The following is a 17,922-nucleotide window of genomic DNA, read 5'->3' as shown; positions in this document are numbered from 1 at the left end:
CAAACTCTTCAGTTCAATACTGCTTGGGTTTTTAAGAAACCCTAAACTTGGCTCAGCAATCTCAAATGACTATGTGATTTCTCGCATGGCCACTTGTGATGCTGATAATCTTTTTGACTATCAGTCCATACTCACAAGCACCCACACGAATTGCTTGATTCGATTTGTTAAAGAGCGTTTGGTTAAGAGCTTTTCGTCTCAACCGAGGCGCGCATTCTACGCTTTCCTCATTTGCTGTCAAGCGTTTATTTTGAAGTTTTTTTGCGAGAAACTCGTTTAGCTTCAAACACTTGACTCAACCGGGTGGCTTGCGTTGCTTCGCTACCGCGTTGGAATGGTGCGCATTATAGGGCTGATATTTTACAGGTCAACCTTTAATTTCAATAATTTAGGTCTTTGCGGGAAATGCGGGGTCAGGGCAGTCAGCTGATCGTCACACGCCTTGCCCCCTCGCCCAATTATTGCGCACTATATTGCTCAACCCCACCCTTCCCTAAGGATCGCACCACCTCAATGAACACCCAGCCCCGCAGCCTGGCCGCTATCCTGTTTCCGATCGGCCTGCTGCTAATCGCCATGGCATCGATTCAGTCCGGTGCCTCCCTGGCCAAAACCATGTTCCCCATCGTCGGCGCGCAAGGCACCACCACCCTGCGCCTGATCTTCGCCAGCATCATCATGCTGCTGATACTGCGCCCATGGCGGGTATCCCTGACTGCCAGTACCCTGCGCAACGTGGTCATTTATGGCATGGCGCTGGGCGGCATGAACTTCCTCTTCTATATGGCCCTGCAAACGGTACCGATCGGTATCGCCGTGGCACTGGAGTTCACCGGCCCGCTGGCGGTAGCAATCTTCTCGTCGCGGCGAGCGATCGACTTCCTTTGGATTGGCCTGGCCATCGCCGGCTTGGTGATGCTGCTGCCGGCAGGCCACGACGGCCAGTCACTGGACCCGGTGGGCGCCACCTATGCATTGGGCGCTGGCGTTTGCTGGGCCCTGTACATCTTGTTCGGGCAACGCGCCGGGGCCGAGCATGGCATCCAGAGTGCGGCACTGGGCGTGGTAGTCGCGGCTTTGTTCGTAGCCCCTATCGGTATCGCCCATGCAGGCAGCGCACTGCTCACGCCCGCCGTAATTCCCATGGCCCTGGCCGTTGCCGTGCTGTCCACCGCCCTGCCCTACAGCCTGGAAATGGTCGCACTCACGCGCATTCCGGCACGCACCTTCGGTACGCTGATGAGCATCGAGCCGGCATTCGGCGCCTTGTCCGGCCTGCTGTTCCTCGGTGAAGTGCTGACGGTTACCCAATGGCTGGCGATCCTGGCAATCATTACCGCATCAGTCGGCACTACCCTTTCCATGCGCAAGGAGCCCAGCCCTACAATCGCTGCAGACTGATATGAGAAATATTTTCATTTGAGACAGCATTAGTGATTGTAGGGACCCATCTCGCTGATTAAGCTGTCACAGAATCATCATCTTTACGCTATCTACTGGACCGAACACGGACGCTGGGGAATTTTCAGGAAGAACCGAAGCGATAACGACAGGGCCTGACAACTGATCCGCCCTGCATTTAAGGACAGGAATGAAACGTATTTTTCTCATCCTGGCCATCTTGGCAATTGCTGGATGTGCCGCCACAGCCAAGACTGAGGTCAAAAGAGGCAAGAAGGGCCTGCATATCAACTGCTCCGGCCTTTCCTCCTCGTGGGACAATTGTTACAGCAAAGCTGCAAGCTCCTGCAGCACACGCGGCTATCGGGTCATTGCGCGCTCGGGCGATAGCGATGAGGAGGCCGGCGACTACTTGTTCGGCATCAATCCGGCGGGCTACACCAGCCGTAGCATGATCGTCATCTGCAAATAAGAAGAAGGGCAGCTCGCGAGCTGCCCTTTTTCATGTGCCGATCATAGCGGCGCGGTACGGGTATGCAACCAGGCCAGCGCATCGCCCATGAGCCATGGTGCAAGGCGCTCACGCACGGTGGCGTGGTACTGGTTCAGCCATGTGACCTCTTCAATCGACAGCCGCTCGGGCAACAGGCAGCGGGTGTCGATCGGGCAAAGCGTCAAGGTCTCGAAGCACAGGAAATCGCCAAAGACACTCTTGCCCGCCTCACGATTGACCACAAGGTTCTCGATGCGCACGCCCCACTGCCCAGGGCGGTAGGTACCCGGTTCGATCGAGCTGATCATGCCCGCCTGCATCGCCGTTTGGGGGGCAGCTGCTGCCTGGTAGGCAATCACCTGCGGCCCCTCGTGCACATTCATGAAGTAGCCCACCCCATGGCCGGTGCCATGGCCATAGTCCACTTGATCAGCCCAGATCGGTGCCCGGGCAATGGCGTCGAGCAACGGTGAAAGCACCCCACGCGGGAACGTGGCGCGCGACAGGGCGATCATGCCCTTGAGCACACGGGTGCAGTCCTCCTTCTGTGCCTGGCTCGGGATCCCCACCGGCACCATGCGCGTGATATCGGTGGTACCGCCCAGGTACTGCCCGCCCGAGTCGATCAGCAGCAAGCCGTCACCTTCGATGTGCGCATGCGACTGCTCGGTGGCGCGGTAATGCGGCATCGCGCCATTGGCATTGAAAGCGGCAATGGTCGAGAAGCTCAGCGACACGAAGTTCGGGCGCCGGGCCCGCGCGGCACTCAATTGCTCGTCAACGGTCAGCTCGGTAATCACCTCTCGACCGAGGCTCGCCTCGAACCAGGCAAAGAACTCGCACAACGCCGCACCGTCCTGCTCCATGACCTGGCGGATATGCACCAGATCGTCATCACCTTTACATGACTTGCTCAGGGTTGTGGGGTTGAGCCCTTCCACCAGCACGGCATCTGCCTGGAGGTTATCCAGTAGGCCGCAGGTGACCCGGGCCGGGTCCACCAGCAGCCTGCTCCCCGCAGGAACGCCTGCCAGTGCCTGCCCGGCTTCGCTGTAGTCGCGCACCTCGATACCGTCGACCGCCAGCACCCGACGCAGGTGCTCATCCACCTTGTCCTGGCCAACGAACAGGATGGCGTGCTGCTGGCTGATCAGGGCAAAGGCCAGAAACACCGGGTTGTAGGAGACGTCGCTGCCGCGCAGGTTGAACAGCCAAGCGATGTCGTCGAGGGTAGCGATGAAGTGCCAGTCGGCGCCCTTGGCCTGCATGCCCTGGCGCAATTGCGCGAGCTTGTCCGCCCGGCTCACCGTGGCATGTGGCCCCAAGTGCTGGTAGACCGGGTTGGCTGGCAACGCCGGACGCCCGCTCCAGACCTGGCCCAGCAGGTCCTGGTCGGTGATCAGCCGCGCCCCCCGTACTTTCAGGCGCTCTGCCAGCTGACGCGCCGAGGCCAGCGCCATGACTGCACCATCCACCGCAACATTGCCGTTAGGCTCGACGTGCTCACCCAGCCATTCGAGTGCGCCGGGCTTGCCCGGCAGCAGCTTCATCAGCTCGATGCCACTGCCGGCCAGTTCGTGCTCGGCCTGTTCCCAGTAGCGGCTATCGACCCACAGACCCGGGGGTGACCACCAGGGTTCCTACCGAGCCGTGGAACCCAGACAGCCACTGGCGCCCCTGCCAGTAACCGGGCAGGTATTCGGAAAGGTGAGGGTCGGCCGACGGTACCAGCAAGGCATTGATGCCGGCTACAGCCATGGCCTGGCGCACGTGCGCCAGACGCTGTGGCACGCTTTGATCAAGAGTGGTCTGGACGTTCATGCGCTCTCCTGCGGCTACATCACGATTGATCCAATACGCCGATAATGGAACAGCCGTCAGGGCCCTGCAATCGTTCCCGGCACGAACCGGACGCGTCCTACGTCAGGACCACCGATCAAGTTCCGCTGAACTTCCCCAAGGCAAGGGCTTCACACACTGTACATTCATTGCACACAGGCAATTGACCATGCCCAGTGCCTGCACCCAGAAAGCTGCCGTGGTGTTGCTCGACACCCGCGAACACACGCCCGAGCACGAGCATGCCGTGCACCTGAAGATTGCCGATGGCCTGGCCAGGCTTCTGGGCTGCCCGCACAGGCGGCCTGAGCAACCGCCCAATGCCGCCGATGGTTACTACTACCTGCCTACAGAGACCCTGACCGACCCCAAACGCGCTGCCACTCTAGGCATTCGCAGCGAGCAGGACCTGTTTGGTGGCATGGTGCCCCAGCCGTACATGGCGACAAAGGCCATTTCCCACCCGCTACCGGCCGGGGCCACCTTTCCCCCGGGCTGGACCGATGGTTTCGCCTTGCAGGCGTGCGACGCCCTGCTGCGCGGCTACACCGTGTTCAGCAAGAACGATGCGCGTAACGCAGCTCAGTTACTCCTGCGCGATGGCCCCTTGCGGATCAAGCCGGTGCTGGCCTGCGCAGGGCGTGGCCAACAGGTGATCACTGCGGCAGATGAACTGGAGCCACTGCTGGCCACGATGGACGACCAGCAGCTGGCGCTATGGGGGTTGGTGCTGGAAGAAGACCTGAGCGACGTCCAGACCTTCAGCGTGGGCCAGGTGCGTGTCGCCGGGCTGACCTGTAGCTACCATGGCACCCAGCAGTTGACCCGCGACCATCAGGGCACCGAAGTCTACGGCGGTTCCGACCTGGTGGTGGTCCGCGGCAACTACCAGACCCTGCTGCAACTGCCGCTTGAAGACCATCTGCGCTTGGCCGTCAACCAGGCCATGGCTTACGAAATGGCCGCCGAGCAGCATTTCCCGGGTTTTGTTGCCTCACGGCGCAACTATGACATCGCGCGCGGCAGCGACGCCTCAGGCCACCTGTGCTGCGGCGTACTCGAACAATCCTGGCGCCTGGGCGGTGCCAGCAGTGCCGAACTGCTGGCGCTGCAGGCGTTTGCCGACGATCCGGCATTGCAGCGGGTGCGTGCATCCACCCACGAAGTCTTCGGTACACCCGACCTACCGGTTGACGCCACCCTCTTCTACCAAGGAAACGACAGTGAACTCGGACAACTCAGCAAATTTGCGCGGATTCGCGAGCATGACCATTCAGAGTGAAACCGTTGAACTGCAGGTCGAGAATGACCGCATCGTCGGCACCTTGGTCAGCCCCGGCAGTAAGATGCCGGGTATCCTTTTCGTGCATGGCTGGGGCGGGAGCCAGCAACGCGACCTGGCCCGTGCCCGGCATATCACCGGGCTAGGCTGCGTGTGCATGACCTTCGACCTGCGCGGTCACGAAAAGACCGAGAGCCAGCGTCTTACCGTCACCCGAGAGCAGAACCTGCAAGATCTTCTGGTGGCTTACGACCGGCTGGTCAGCCACCCGGCCGTCGACAGCAGCGCCATCGCCATCATTGGCAGCAGCTATGGCGGCTACTTGGCTACCCTGCTGAGCCGCGAACGGCCGGTCAAATGGCTGGCGCTGCGGGTACCCGCGATGTACTGGGACGACGACTGGGGCAGCCCCAAGCAGACCCTCGACCGTCAACGGCTGAACGCCTACCGCCAGCGCCCGCTCGGCCCAGGAGACAACCGTGCGCTGGCAGCCTGTGCTGAATTCACCGGGGATGTGTTGCTGGTGGAGTCGGAGCAGGACGACTATGTACCGCACAGCACGCTGATGAATTACCGCTCGGCATTCGTCAGCGCCCATTCGCTGACTCATCGCATCGTCGACGGGGCAGACCACGCCCTGTCCAGCGAACAGAGTCAGAAAGCCTACAGCTCGATCCTCGCTGCGTGGATCAGCGAAATGGTCATCGGCGCCCGCCTGGACCAGTACCCGCACTATGCCCCTTGGTATGCCTGAGGCTCACCCACCTGGCAAAGCAGGCCGCCATCGACACCACGCACCAGGCTACGCACGGTCTGGTAGGCGGCAAAGCTCACGCCACGTGCTTGATGCTGGCCCAGCAGGTCGAGGAATGGTTCCTCGATGAAGTCCACGGCCGCAGCCGCCCAGGCCTGGCGGGACTGCCATTGCAGGTACTGCAACACCCGGCTGCCATCGTCGCTGGCCTGGATGCTGACCCCCTGCAGGCCCTCGCACCGCGCAGCCAGCGCTTCGCTACGCGCCACCAGGGCCTGGGCCAAGGCCTGCTGGCACATGCTGGGCACTTCGTATTCGATCATCTGGGTAAACCACAGGGCTTGAGGCTTTGCCGACATCGACAGTCTCCTGATTACGGGCGCATGCAGCGCAATGCCGTGCAGGGTAAAACCTCAAGTTAAGTCAAGGTCAAGTGGTTTCTTGACGGTCTACACCGATACCGCGAAGCGCCGCCGATAGTCGCTGGGCGTCAAACCAGTGATACGCTGGAACACTTTGCGAAACGCGCCCGGGTCCTGATAGCCGACCCCCCATGCGATCTGTTCGACGTTGCGTCGGGTGAACTCCAGCAAGCGGCACGCCCGCCCCACCCGCACCTGCTGGCAATACTCGGTCGGACGCAACCCGGTGGCAGCGCGGAAACGTCGCAGGAATGTACGTTCCTCCAGCCCCGCACAGGCCGCCATCGCAGCAAGGTCAACATGCTGCCCGCCATTACCCTGCAACCAGTGCTGCACTTTCAACACGGCCTCGTCGCCGTGATCCAGGCGCGGGTTGAACAACGCCCCGGGCAACGGCGCCGAGACGGGTTCAACCGCCAGGTAGCGGGCGGTTTCCCGCGCCACGGTCGCTCCCAGAAAACGCTCCAGCAGGCGCAAGCCCAGGTCGGTCCAGGCCATCAAGCCTGCCGAGGTGACGATGTCGCCGTCGTCCAGCAGCGGCTGCCGGGTCTCCACCCGTACCTTGGGGAAGCGCTGGGCCAGCGCATGCACGTAGTTCCGATGGGTGCAGGCTGGGCGCCCGTCCAGCAGGCCACTGGCAGCGATGAAGAACACGCCGATACACACCGACGCCAGTACCGTGCCGCGCTCGTGCAGCCTGCACAACGACGTGCGGTGGCGCTCCAGCAGGTCGCCCTGCGGGGTCGATTCGAGACTCGGCGGAATGATCAGTACACGCAGGCCCGGCACGTCGCTGGCAGGGCTGTCGGGGGCAGGCTGCAACTGGCCCGCCTCGTTGGCCTGCCAGAAGCTGATACGCACCCGCGGCAACTCGACGGCGCCCAGCTCGGCAGCTACCCGGTTGGCCACCAGGAACAAGTCCGCCAGGCCATGCACGGCGGCACGCTGCACGCCGGGGTACAGCAACAGACCAATGTCCAGGCTGGCTGGGGTGTCAGTTTTTGCCCGCATAGTGTCGTTCGTGCCAATCCTCAGCTCAGTGCACACAGCCTATAACTAACGGCATCCAACGACTACTGCCAGAGGAGGCAGCATGAACAAGCAGGCGCTGATCATCATCGATATCCAGAACGACTACTTTCCGGGCGGCAAATGGGCCCTTGAAGGCGCTGACCAGGCAGCCGACAACGCCGCCCGGCTGCTGGCGGCGGCACGCCAGCGCGGCGACCTGGTAGTGCATGTGCGGCATGAGTTCGACAGCGCCGATGCGCCGTTCTTCGCCCCAGGTTCACCGGGCGCTGCCATCCACCGCAAGGTCGAACCGGTCACGGGTGAACCGGTGGTGCTCAAGCACAAGGTCAACGCCTTTCTCGGCACCGACCTCGAGCACACACTGGACCGACATGGTGTCGAGGCCTTGACCATCGTCGGCAGCATGAGCCACATGTGCATCGACGCCGCCACCCGTGCAGCAGCCGACTTGGGTTATGAGGTGACCGTGGCGCATGATGCCTGCGCGACACTGCCGCTGGAATTCAACGGCAAGCAGGTACCGGCAGCGCAGGTGCATGATTCGGCAATGGCTGCATTGGCGTTTGCCTATGCCAGGGTGGTGAAGACCGATGAGTTGCTGGACCGCTGATACAGCTTGAGAGGTTGGGGCGCTTTGCGCCCCTCCCCCAAACCTCAGATCACCACATTGCGCACAAAGCGTACCGCCACCTCGCCATCATTCCGATAGGCATACCGGCAGTTGCTGGGGAACACCTGGAACTGTCCCACCTGCAGGCGATGCTCGACACCCTCGATGATCAGCGTCAGCTGCCCGTCGGCCACATAGATCTGCTCACTCCAGCCTTCGGCATCTGCCTCGCTGGCATAATACTCGCCAGGAGCCAAGGTCCACTCCCAAAGCTCCACCTCGCGTCGTGCCGGGCTAGTACCCAGCAGCACCGCCCGGCTCTGTGGATGCACGCCCGCCCAGGCCAGCTCTTCGATGCGCCCAGGGTCACGCTGGTCCGGCGCCTGGATGAGGGTACTGAACGCCACGCCCAAGGCTTCGGCAATCAAGTCCAGGGTGGTCAGGCTCACATTCTTTTCGCCCGCCTCGATCGCTACCAGCATGCGCCGGCTCACTCCTGAGCGCTCAGCCAGCGCCGCCTGGCTCATGGCAGCGGCGTTGCGCAGGCTGCGTACATTGAGGCTGACATGTTGGAGCACCGAGGCACGGTGCGCGGAATCTTTGTGCACTATATTGCTCACTGATCGGGATTGCGCAGTATACTGCCCACTTTGCGGCGATTGTGCGCCGCCTTCCGCCGAGTGTGCAAGACCATGAGCAAGCCCAGCAGCCAAACCACCCCCGCCGTTACCTTTCGCCTGAGCAAGGCCGAACTGGTGCTGGTGTTCATCACCATGTTATGGGGCGGCACCTTCCTGCTGGTGCATAACGTGATGACTGTCAGCGGACCGATGTTCTTCGTCGGCCTGCGCTTTGCGGCTGCCGCGCTGTTCGTGGGCGTGGTGTCGGCGCGTTCACTGCCAGGGCTGACCTTCACCGAACTGAAGGCGGGCATGCTGATAGGCGTGTCGATCATGCTCGGCTACGGCTTGCAGACCATGGGCCTGCAAACCATCAGCAGCAGCCAGTCGGCATTCATCACCGCGCTGTACGTGCCATTCGTGCCATTGCTGCAGTGGCTGGTACTTGGTCGGCGACCAGGCCTTATGCCCAGCATCGGCATCTGCCTGGCCTTTATCGGCCTGATGCTGCTGGCAGGTCCTGAGGGCGGCAGCCTGCACTTCAGTGAGGGCGAACTGGTAACCCTGGTCAGCGCCGTGGCCATTGCCGCCGAAATCATCCTGATCAGCCGCTACGCCGGCCAGGTCGATGTGCGCCGGGTCACCGTGGTGCAACTGGCAACCGCCTCGCTGCTGGCGTTCCTGATGATCGTGCCGACCCAGGAGCGCATTCCCGACTTCTCCTGGCTGCTGCTGGCCAGCGCCGTAGGCCTGGGTGCCATGAGCGCGGTGATCCAGGTGGCGATGAACTGGGCGCAGAAATCGGTCTCGCCCACCCGCGCCACCCTTATCTACGCCGGCGAACCCGTATGGGCCGGTATCGTCGGGCGCATCGCCGGGGAGCGCCTGCCAGGCGTGGCGCTGCTCGGCGGCCTGCTGATCGTGATTGCGGTGGTGGTCAGCGAACTCAAGGTTCGCCGCCCCCGCGAAACCGCCGAAGTACGCGACGCTCAGGCACAAGGCGAACGCCAGGCCGGGCTGTAAAGCGGTCAACAGCGGCTATGCTCTGTAAAAAACTGTTATAAAAAAACAGCTTGTCACAGCCTGTTTGTAGGATTCTGCGACAGCTTGCGTGTTGGTGATCAACACCTCGGCACGTATGATTCTTTGCAAACTTCTCCAGAATAGGCCGCTATGTCTTTGATAGTGCTATTGCTTCTGCCGTTCGTGGGCAGTTGCCTGGCAGCTGTGCTGCCGCACAACGCACGTAACGCCGAGTCCATTCTTGCCGGGCTCGTAGCCCTGGTCGGTACCGTCCAGGTAGCACTGCTGTACCCTCAGGTTGCCCACGGTGGCGTGATCCGCGAAGAGTTTCTGTGGCTGCCCAGCCTTGGGCTGAACCTGGTACTACGAATGGACGGCTTCGCCTGGCTGTTCTCGCTACTGGTGCTGGGCATCGGTACGCTGGTGTCGCTGTACGCGCGTTACTACATGTCGCCACAAGACCCTGTACCGCGCTTCTTCGCCTTCTTCCTGGCCTTCATGGGCGCCATGCTGGGCCTGGTAATCTCCGGCAACCTGATCCAGCTGGTGTTCTTCTGGGAACTCACCAGCCTGTTCTCCTTCCTGCTGATCGGCTACTGGCACCACCGTGCCGACGCCCGCCGCGGCGCTTACATGGCGCTGATGGTGACCGGCGCAGGCGGCTTGTGCCTGCTGGTCGGGGCCCTGCTGCTCGGCCATGTGGTCGGCAGCTACGACCTGGACAAGGTCTTGGCTGCCGGCGACACCATCCGCCAGCACGCGCTGTATCCGGTGCTGCTGCCGCTCATCCTGGCCGGCGCCCTGAGCAAGAGCGCCCAGTTCCCCTTCCAGTTCTGGCTGCCCCACGCCATGGCGGCGCCCACACCGGTATCGGCCTACCTGCACTCGGCGACCATGGTAAAGGCTGGGGTGTTTCTGCTGGCGCGTCTTTGGCCGGTGCTCTCCGGTAGCGAGGAGTGGTTCTGGATCGTCGGCGGTGCCGGGGCCATCACCTTGCTGCTCGGCGCCTTTGCCGCCATGTTCCAGAACGACCTCAAAGGCCTGCTCGCCTATTCGACCATCAGCCACCTGGGCCTGATCACACTGCTGCTGGGTCTGAACAGTCCACTGGCCGCCGTTGCCGCCGTATTCCACATTCTCAACCATGCCACCTTCAAGGCCTCGCTGTTCATGGCGGCCGGCATCATCGACCACGAAAGCGGTACCCGTGACATCCGCCGCCTCAGCGGCCTGATCCGCCTGGTGCCGTACACCGCAACCTTGGCCATGGTCGCCAGCGCCTCCATGGCCGGCGTGCCATTGATGAACGGCTTCCTATCGAAGGAAATGTTCTTCGCCGAGACAGTGTTCATCAGCTCCACCGCCTGGGTCGAGGCCGCGCTGCCGGTGATCGCCACCCTGGCCGGCACCTTCAGCGTGGCGTATGCCCTGCGCTTCACCGTCGATGTGTTCTTCGGCCCCACCGCCCAGGACTTGCCCCACACCCCCCACGAGCCGCCGCGCTGGATGCGTGCACCGGTCGAGTTGCTGGTACTCACCTGCCTGGTGGTAGGCATCTTCCCCGCCCAGTCGGTCGGCCCACTGCTCGCCGCTGCCGCCCTGCCCGTGGTGGGCGGCACGCTGCCGGAATACAGCCTGGCCATCTGGCATGGCTGGAATGCCCCGCTGATCATGAGCCTGGTGGCCATGAGCGGCGGCGTCGTCCTGTACCTGCTGCTGCGCAAGCAGCTGCGCCTGGGGCGTTGCCCTTACCCACCGTTGATCGAGCGCTTCAACGGCAAGCGCCTGTTCGAACACGGTCAGGTCCAGTTGATGCTGCTGGCGCGGCGCGTCGAGCGCCTGTTCACCACCCGCCGCCTGCAATCGCAGCTGTTCATGCTGGTGGTTGCCGCCTTCATCGCCGGCCTCACCCCCATGCTCTACAGCGGCCTGAGCTGGGGCGACCGACCGAAAATTCCGGGCTCCGGTGTGTTTGTCGCGCTGTGGCTGATCGCCATTGCCTGCGCCATCGGCGCCGCCTACCAGGCCAAGTACCACCGCCTGGCGGCACTGATCATGGTCAGTGTCTGCGGTTTGATGACCTGCATTACCTTTGTATGGTTCTCAGCGCCCGACCTGGCACTGACCCAGCTGGTGGTGGAGGTGGTCACCACTGTGCTGATCCTGCTCGGCCTGCGCTGGTTGCCACGGCGTATCGAAGGCGTATCGCCGCTGCCCGGCAGCCTGGAGCGCGCGCGCATGCGCCGCCTGCGCGACCTGCTGCTGGCGATACTGGTCGGTGGTGGCATGGCCTTGCTGTCATACGCCATGCTGACCCGGCCAACACCCAATGACATTTCCTCGTTCTACCTGAGCCGGGCACTGCCCCAGGGCGGGGGCACCAATGTGGTCAATGTGATGCTGGTCGACTTCCGTGGCTTCGATACCCTCGGTGAGATCACCGTGCTGGTGGCGGTGGCACTGACGGTGTTCGCCCTGCTGCGGCGCTTCCGCCCTCCGAAAGAGAGCATGCAGCTGCCGGCACAGCAGCGCCAGCTGGCGCCAGATGTGGTCACCGACCTGATCAACCCACGGCACGCCACCGACACCGCGCTGGGCTTCATGATGGTGCCGGCGGTGCTGGTGCGCCTGCTGCTGCCGATCGCCGTGCTGGTGTCGATGTACCTGTTCATGCGCGGCCACAACCAGCCGGGCGGCGGCTTTGTCGCGGGTCTGGTGATGTCGGTGGCATTCATCCTGCAGTACATGGTGGCCGGTACCCAGTGGGTCGAGGCACAGATGAGCCTGCGGCCGCTGCGCTGGATGGGCACCGGCCTGCTGTGCGCGACCCTGACCGGCGTCGGCGCGATGCTGCTTGGTTACCCGTTCCTCACCACCCACACCGCCCACCTGCACCTGCCATTGCTGGGCGATGTGCACGTGGCCAGCGCGCTGTTCTTCGATGTCGGCGTGTACACCGTGGTGGTCGGCTCGACCCTGCTGATCCTCACCGCCCTGGCGCACCAGTCGGTGCGCGCCTACCGCCCGGGCAACCCGGCAAAAACCAGCCAAGCAGGAGCCGCCTGATGGAAGAAGTCATTGCAGTCGCCATCGGTGTGCTGGCCGCCTCGGGGGTGTGGCTGATCCTGCGCCCACGTACCTACCAGGTGATCATGGGCCTGTGCCTGCTGTCTTATGGGGTCAATCTGTTCATTTTCAGCATGGGCAGCCTGTTCATCGGCAAGGAACCGATCATCAAGGACGGCGTCACCCAGGACCTGCTGCACTATACCGACCCGCTGCCCCAGGCACTGGTGCTCACCGCCATCGTCATCAGCTTCGCCATGACCGCGCTATTCCTGGTGGTGTTGCTGGCCTCGCGCGGCCTGACCGGTACCGACCACGTGGATGGCCGGGAGCGTGACGAATGAATGGCCTGAGTCAACTCATCGTCGCGCCCATCCTGCTGCCGCTGCTCACGGCGGCGGTGATGTTGCTGCTGGGTGAAAAGCACCGACGGATCAAGGCCCGGCTGAACCTGCTGTCCACCTTCGCCGGCCTGGCCGTCGCCGTCAGCCTGCTGCTGTGGGTACGCGCCCAGGGCCAGGCAGCGTCGATTGGTGTGTACCTGCCGGGCAACTGGCCGGCGCCATTCGGCATCGTGCTGGTGGTGGACCACCTCTCGGCACTGCTGTTGACCCTGACGGGGGTCATCGGCTTCAGCGCGCTGCTGTTTGCCCGCGCCCGCTGGGACAGTGCCGGGGCCAGCTTCCATGCACTGTTCCAGATCCAGCTAATGGGCTTGTACGGTGCCTTCCTCACCGCAGACCTGTTCAACCTGTTCGTGTTCTTCGAGGTGCTGCTGGCTGCCTCCTACGGCTTGTTGCTGCATGGTTCGGGCCGTGCCAGGGTGCGTGCCGGCCTGCACTACATCGCCATCAACCTGTTCGCCTCGTCGCTGTTCCTGATCGGCGCCGCGCTGCTGTACGGCGTGACCGGCACCCTGAACATGGCTGACCTTGCGCTGAAGATCCCGCTGGTGCCAGAGGCCGACCGCGGTCTGCTGCACGCCGGCGCCGCTATCCTGGCCACGGCCTTCCTGGTCAAGGCCGGCATCTGGCCGCTGAACTTCTGGCTGGTGCCGGCCTACGCTTCGGCCAGTGCCCCGGTGGCGGCCCTGTTCGCCATCATGACCAAGGTCGGCCTGTACGCCGTGCTTCGCCTGTGGACGCTGCTGTTCTCTGGGCAGGCCGGGGCCTCGGCGCTTTTCGGTGGTGAATGGCTGGTGTATGGCGGCCTGGTTACCTTGGCCGTGGCCGCAGCGTCGATCCTGGCTGCGCAGCGCCTAGAGCGCATGGCTGCCTTGAGCATCCTGGTCTCGGCTGGGACCTTGCTCGGAGCAGTCGGCTTCGCCCAACCGGCGTTGACCGGCGCAGCACTGTTCTACCTGGTCAACTCTACCCTGGCATTGTGCGCGCTATTCCTGCTCGCCGAACTGGTCGAACGCTCGCGCTCGGCCAATGAAGCGCCGCTGGACGAAGAAGAAGACGCCATGCCGCCGCCGCTGGAATCGCTGCACCCACCCAAGGGTATCAACCTCGACGATGAGCAGAAGGCAGTGATCGGCCAGATCATTCCGTGGACCATGGCCTTCCTCGGCCTCAGCTTCATCGCCTGCGCCCTGCTGATCATTGGCATGCCGCCGCTGTCAGGCTTCGTTGGCAAGCTCAACCTGATCAGCGCACTGTTCAACCCACAGGGGCTGGGGGTTGCGACGGAGCAGCCACTGGGGGCCACCGGCTGGACGCTGGTGGCGTTACTGATACTGTCCGGCATGGCCTCGCTGATCGCCTTTGGCCGGGTCGGCATCCAGCGCTTCTGGAAGCCTGAGGAGCGGCCGTCACCGGTGCTGCGCCGCTATGAATGCCTGCCGATCGTCATCCTGCTTGGCCTGTGCATCATCCTCAGCCTGAAAGCCGAGCCGCTGCTGCGTTACACCCAGGATACCGCTGCCAGTCTGCAGGCCCCTGACACCTATATCCAGGCCGTGATGGCCGCCCGCCCCATTCCTGGCCCCACCTCGCTCGACGTACAGGTGCAGCCATGAGCCGAATGTTCCCTGCCCCACTGCTATCGGTCTCGCTGTTCGGCTTGTGGCTACTGTTGAACCTCTCGATAAGCCCCGGCAATCTGCTGCTGGGCGCCGCGCTTGGTGTGCTGGCGCCATTGCTCATGGCACCGTTACGTCCGCAGCATGCGCATGTGCGGCGGCCCCTGGTCATCGCCCGCCTGATCGGCCGGGTCGGTATCGATGTGATCATGTCCAACTTGCAGGTCGCGCTTGGCGTGTTGCGTGCCGGCAAACAGAAGCCACGGTCGGCATTCGTCCACGTACCGCTGGCGCTGCGCGACCCGCACGGCCTGGCCGCGCTTTCGATGATCACCACGGTAGTCCCCGGCACGGTCTGGTCCGAGCTGGCGCTGGACCGCACCGTGCTGCTGTTGCATGTGTTCGACCTGGATGATGAAGCGGCCTTCATCCGGCACTTCAAGGACACCTACGAACGCCCGCTGATGGAGATTTTCCAATGACAGGCCTGCTCTCGAGTGCGGTCCTTGCCAGCCTGTTCATCTTCGCCTTGGCCATGGGCCTGGCGCTGATCCGCCTGTTCCGCGGCCCCTCCGCTCAGGACCGGGTGCTGGCGTTGGACTACCTGTACATCCTGGCCATGCTGACAATGTTGGTGCTTGGGATCCGTTATGCCAGTGACACCTACTTCGAAGGTGCCCTGCTGATTGCGTTATTCGGCTTCGTCGGCTCGTTTGCCCTGGCCAAGTTCCTGCTGCGCGGTGAGGTGATCGAATGACTGAAACCCTGGTACTGCCGTTCTGGCTGGAACTGGTCACCGCTGTGTTGCTGCTGACGGGCAGCCTGTTCGCCCTGATTGGCGCGGTGGGCCTGGTGCGCCTGAAGGATTACTTCCAGCGTATGCACCCGCCGGCACTGGCCTCGACCATTGGCGCCTGGTGCGTGGCGCTGGCCTCGATCATTTACTTTTCGTGGCTGAAGGACGCGCCGGTGCTGCACGCGTGGCTGATCCCGATCCTGCTGTCGATCACCGTGCCGGTCACCACGCTGTTGCTGGCGCGCGCGGCACTGTTTCGCAAGCGCATGGCGAAAGAACCGGTGCCCGAAGAGGTCAGCAGCGGCAGCGACCGCGGCAACTGATGGGGTTACCGCTTCAGCCTTGGCTGAGGCGCTGCAACTCGCGGCGGACCATGGCGGCATAAGGCGGCGGGCTGAGCCTGTATAGTTCAGCCGCCACCCAGTTCAACCAAGCGCCTTGCAACGCCGCGCGCCTGGCCAGCAAACGCTCGGCGTCGGCCACGGCATCTGCCAGGTGCTGCCGATGAAACTCCGCCCGCGTGGCAGGCGCGTCGTCAGCATCGGTCATTCACTGGCCTTGAAGGTGGTCAGTTCGCCTTTGCGCCATTTGGCAACTTTGCCGGTCACCGCCTTCAGCAACTTGCCCAGGCCTTCCTGCACTTGCTGCTGCGCGGCGAACACCAGCATCACACCGTGGCCTTCACGGAATACAATGCCTTCGCCTTCCGGGACGGAAACGAATGCGTAATCACCCACGCCATACACATTCAACTTGATCTCGCGAAAGCGCATTTCCAGCTTGCCACCTTCGCGGCTGGGCAATACGGCAGCGCGGAAGTGGTCGCCCACCTTTAGCTCGAGGCGCTGTTTGTCATCGACCACCAATGCACTTTCGGTGTCGATTTCGGCCATGTACAGGCCTTCGGGATTCTGTTCGGTCACATAGATGAAGCGGCCCTGGAACAGTTGGGCCAATTTACCGCGCAAGTCGCCCAGGGCGAACAACGCGTGGGTATCAAGTGTGCTGACTGCCAATGAAGTAATCCTCAACCGGTTACAACCCGCCCTCACCCAAGCCGGGGAGGCACGGCCATTTCTTATCGATAGGCGAAAAGAGTAATAAAGCGATATACGAAATGTCTGTGCCCGCTGACGATGCAGCGTGCAGGAATCTTTACTCTGATGTGCCAGACTCGCCTTCAACCGAAGGCGCTCGGCCCTTTCCCGGCCCGGGAAGCGTGATGCCCAAGATCACTCGCCAGCAAATGCAACCAATGGAGCGAGCCTGCAAGAAGACAAGCCCTGGTATCCATGTGCGCATTTACTGTAGGACAAATATGCCCGAAAACACTGAAACACGTCGAGAGGCAATAAACATTTTCAGGCGGCGAGGCCTTTCTTCAGTTGCTGCTGCCAAGCCGCCTGGCATTCCAGCGCTTCTTCACGCGTGGCGAAGGCAGTACCACGGCGCTCGCCATTGACCAGTACCACCCAGCAGATGCGCTTTCCCACCGCCTGCAGGGTAGACGGCACACCTGAACCAATCATCACGGCTACATCGACTCGGCTATTCATCATTCCCTCCGGAATTTAATTAGCACCCTAACGATAAAGCCATGATACGCCTGCCCTTCACGCGAAAACAGCGCATCCCGGTACAGCAGTGTTACGCCGGGAGCAACAAAACCGGGGCCAGCGAAAAACGCAAAAAGCCCCAGGGATTGCTCCGTGGGGCCTCTCACCACACCCGGGGTCAGACCTGGCGCTGGTGGCGGTCGAGCTGCTCGTGGCGCTCTTGGGCTTCGATGCAGTACTTGGTGGTCGGGCTGATCAGCAGACGCTTCAGACCGATGGGTTCACCGCTGTCATCGCACCAGCCGAAACTTTCGTCGGCAATACGGTCCAGAGCCATCTCCAGCTGTGGCAGCAGGCGCTGGTCGCGATCGATGGCATTTACCAGCCAGCTACGCTCTTCTTCGACCGAGGCCACGTCGGCAGGGTCCGACGGAGTGTCCAAGCCTTCGATGGTGGTGCGGCTGAGTTCGATGCGTTCATGGGTTTCGACTTTCATCGCCTGCAGCAGCTCAGTGAAGAAGGCTAGCTGGTCGGCGTTCATGTAGTCATCGGCCGACATGGCCAGCAACTGTTCCTTGGTCATCGATTTCTCTATGAAAAAATGTGCATTTGGGCGATTCAGGTGCCACCGACGCCTTGGCATCGGCAGCGAAATTCTTCAAGCGCCAACTGGCACTCTTTTACAGGGGGCGGCAGTCTAAGGCGCCACGTCGCGTGGAGCAACTGCAAATGGGTGCGAATTTGCTTCCGTCGCTTAGAATCCGCTGGTCGGTGCCAGTACAAATTCAACTGCCCGCCCCATACTGTGAGTGTGACGCTGGCTCAGGCTCAGGCTCAGGCACTTGATCTTGATCTTGATCTTGATCTTGATCTTGACTTTCGCGACTTCAGGAGGCCGAACGCAGGCATTGCGGAGGCAGGTGACGGGCATGGATGCCCGTCAAGCGCTGAGGCCCCAGGATGGGGCCTTCGGCGCGGTCCTGCCGGGAGCAATGCCGGAGTGAG

Annotated in this window: 19 protein-coding genes and 1 pseudogene; 12 read left to right on the top strand and 8 right to left on the bottom strand. The window is 62.5% G+C overall.

Features of this window, described 5'->3' with window-relative positions; genetic code table 11:
* Positions 1 to 513: 513 nt before the first annotated feature.
* Positions 514 to 1,401 carry a threonine/homoserine exporter RhtA gene (rhtA, locus tag DMX11_RS24960; RefSeq protein ID WP_110748209.1) on the top strand — a complete coding sequence of 296 codons (888 nt, stop codon included), beginning with the start codon at positions 514 to 516 and terminating at the stop codon, positions 1,399 to 1,401.
* A gap of 190 nt (positions 1,402 to 1,591) precedes the next feature.
* Positions 1,592 to 1,873: a hypothetical protein gene (locus DMX11_RS24955; RefSeq protein ID WP_016714998.1), complete on the top strand. Its 282-nt coding sequence runs from the start codon at positions 1,592 to 1,594 to the stop codon at positions 1,871 to 1,873.
* A 41-nt stretch (positions 1,874 to 1,914) separates the two neighbouring features.
* On the opposite strand, the pseudogene DMX11_RS24950 reads toward DMX11_RS24955, so the two are convergent.
* Positions 1,915 to 3,715: pseudogene (locus DMX11_RS24950) on the bottom strand (aminopeptidase P family protein).
* Between the two features lie 181 nt (positions 3,716 to 3,896).
* On the opposite strand from DMX11_RS24950, the gene DMX11_RS24945 reads away from it, so the two are divergent.
* Positions 3,897 to 5,015, top strand: coding sequence for a DUF3182 family protein (locus DMX11_RS24945; protein ID WP_110748206.1), 1,119 nt, complete (start codon positions 3,897 to 3,899; stop codon positions 5,013 to 5,015).
* Positions 4,999 to 5,769, top strand: a complete 771-nt coding sequence (locus DMX11_RS24940) for a S9 family peptidase (protein ID WP_110748203.1) — start codon at positions 4,999 to 5,001, stop codon at positions 5,767 to 5,769. Before DMX11_RS24945 ends, DMX11_RS24940 begins: the two co-directional genes overlap by 17 nt.
* On the opposite strand, the gene DMX11_RS24935 is transcribed toward DMX11_RS24940, so the two are convergent.
* Positions 5,748 to 6,128 (bottom strand): antibiotic biosynthesis monooxygenase, encoded by a 381-nt coding sequence (locus DMX11_RS24935; protein WP_110748199.1) that lies wholly within the window; start codon positions 6,126 to 6,128, stop codon positions 5,748 to 5,750. The two genes, DMX11_RS24940 and DMX11_RS24935, sit on opposite strands and share 22 nt — an antisense overlap.
* A 90-nt stretch (positions 6,129 to 6,218) precedes the next feature.
* Positions 6,219 to 7,202: a GlxA family transcriptional regulator gene (locus DMX11_RS24930; RefSeq protein ID WP_110748196.1), complete on the bottom strand. Its 984-nt coding sequence runs from the start codon at positions 7,200 to 7,202 to the stop codon at positions 6,219 to 6,221.
* Between the two features lie 82 nt (positions 7,203 to 7,284).
* On the opposite strand from DMX11_RS24930, the gene DMX11_RS24925 reads away from it, so the two are divergent.
* Positions 7,285 to 7,833, top strand: a complete 549-nt coding sequence (locus DMX11_RS24925) for a cysteine hydrolase family protein (RefSeq protein ID WP_110748193.1) — start codon at positions 7,285 to 7,287, stop codon at positions 7,831 to 7,833.
* Between the two features lie 44 nt (positions 7,834 to 7,877).
* On the opposite strand, the gene DMX11_RS24920 is transcribed toward DMX11_RS24925, so the two are convergent.
* Positions 7,878 to 8,441 carry a helix-turn-helix domain-containing protein gene (locus DMX11_RS24920; protein WP_110748190.1) on the bottom strand — a complete coding sequence of 188 codons (564 nt, stop codon included), beginning with the start codon at positions 8,439 to 8,441 and terminating at the stop codon, positions 7,878 to 7,880.
* Positions 8,442 to 8,525: 84 nt separating this feature from the next.
* On the opposite strand from DMX11_RS24920, the gene DMX11_RS24915 reads away from it, so the two are divergent.
* From DMX11_RS24915 to DMX11_RS24885, 7 genes are all read left to right on the top strand, one after another.
* Positions 8,526 to 9,476 carry a DMT family transporter gene (locus DMX11_RS24915; RefSeq protein WP_110748187.1) on the top strand — a complete coding sequence of 317 codons (951 nt, stop codon included), beginning with the start codon at positions 8,526 to 8,528 and terminating at the stop codon, positions 9,474 to 9,476.
* Positions 9,477 to 9,626: 150 nt separating this feature from the next.
* Complete coding sequence (locus tag DMX11_RS24910) at positions 9,627 to 12,542, top strand: monovalent cation/H+ antiporter subunit A (RefSeq protein ID WP_110748184.1); 2,916 nt, start codon at positions 9,627 to 9,629, stop codon at positions 12,540 to 12,542.
* Complete coding sequence (locus tag DMX11_RS24905; RefSeq protein WP_003250128.1) at positions 12,542 to 12,886, top strand: Na+/H+ antiporter subunit C; 345 nt, start codon at positions 12,542 to 12,544, stop codon at positions 12,884 to 12,886. Before DMX11_RS24910 ends, DMX11_RS24905 begins: the two co-directional genes overlap by 1 nt.
* Positions 12,883 to 14,562: a monovalent cation/H+ antiporter subunit D gene (locus tag DMX11_RS24900; protein ID WP_110748181.1), complete on the top strand. Its 1,680-nt coding sequence runs from the start codon at positions 12,883 to 12,885 to the stop codon at positions 14,560 to 14,562. Before DMX11_RS24905 ends, DMX11_RS24900 begins: the two co-directional genes overlap by 4 nt.
* Positions 14,559 to 15,047, top strand: coding sequence for a Na+/H+ antiporter subunit E (locus tag DMX11_RS24895; protein WP_110748178.1), 489 nt, complete (start codon positions 14,559 to 14,561; stop codon positions 15,045 to 15,047). The genes DMX11_RS24900 and DMX11_RS24895 overlap by 4 nt, the downstream gene beginning before the upstream one ends.
* On the top strand, positions 15,044 to 15,322 hold the full coding sequence (locus DMX11_RS24890) for a K+/H+ antiporter subunit F (protein WP_110748175.1): 279 nt from the start codon (positions 15,044 to 15,046) through the stop codon (positions 15,320 to 15,322). The genes DMX11_RS24895 and DMX11_RS24890 overlap by 4 nt, the downstream gene beginning before the upstream one ends.
* Positions 15,319 to 15,684 carry a Na+/H+ antiporter subunit G gene (locus DMX11_RS24885; protein ID WP_110748170.1) on the top strand — a complete coding sequence of 122 codons (366 nt, stop codon included), beginning with the start codon at positions 15,319 to 15,321 and terminating at the stop codon, positions 15,682 to 15,684. The genes DMX11_RS24890 and DMX11_RS24885 overlap by 4 nt, the downstream gene beginning before the upstream one ends.
* Positions 15,685 to 15,697: 13 nt before the next feature.
* Here DMX11_RS24885 and DMX11_RS24880 read toward each other — a convergent pair whose 3' ends face one another.
* From DMX11_RS24880 to DMX11_RS24865, 4 genes are all read right to left on the bottom strand, one after another.
* Positions 15,698 to 15,910 (bottom strand): hypothetical protein, encoded by a 213-nt coding sequence (locus DMX11_RS24880; RefSeq protein WP_110748167.1) that lies wholly within the window; start codon positions 15,908 to 15,910, stop codon positions 15,698 to 15,700.
* On the bottom strand, positions 15,907 to 16,377 hold the full coding sequence (locus DMX11_RS24875) for a hypothetical protein (protein ID WP_110748164.1): 471 nt from the start codon (positions 16,375 to 16,377) through the stop codon (positions 15,907 to 15,909). The genes DMX11_RS24880 and DMX11_RS24875 overlap by 4 nt, the downstream gene beginning before the upstream one ends.
* A 345-nt stretch (positions 16,378 to 16,722) precedes the next feature.
* Positions 16,723 to 16,917, bottom strand: coding sequence for a hypothetical protein (locus tag DMX11_RS24870; RefSeq protein WP_110748159.1), 195 nt, complete (start codon positions 16,915 to 16,917; stop codon positions 16,723 to 16,725).
* Between the two features lie 178 nt (positions 16,918 to 17,095).
* Complete coding sequence (locus tag DMX11_RS24865; protein WP_003250099.1) at positions 17,096 to 17,500, bottom strand: TraR/DksA family transcriptional regulator; 405 nt, start codon at positions 17,498 to 17,500, stop codon at positions 17,096 to 17,098.
* Positions 17,501 to 17,922 lie beyond the last annotated feature (422 nt).

It is taken from the genome of Pseudomonas sp. LB-090624, assembly GCF_003205205.1.
Lineage (GTDB): Bacteria > Pseudomonadota > Gammaproteobacteria > Pseudomonadales > Pseudomonadaceae > Aquipseudomonas.
The sequence above is the reverse complement of the archived record's forward strand: the minus strand, read 5'-3'. Positions and strand labels throughout refer to the sequence as shown.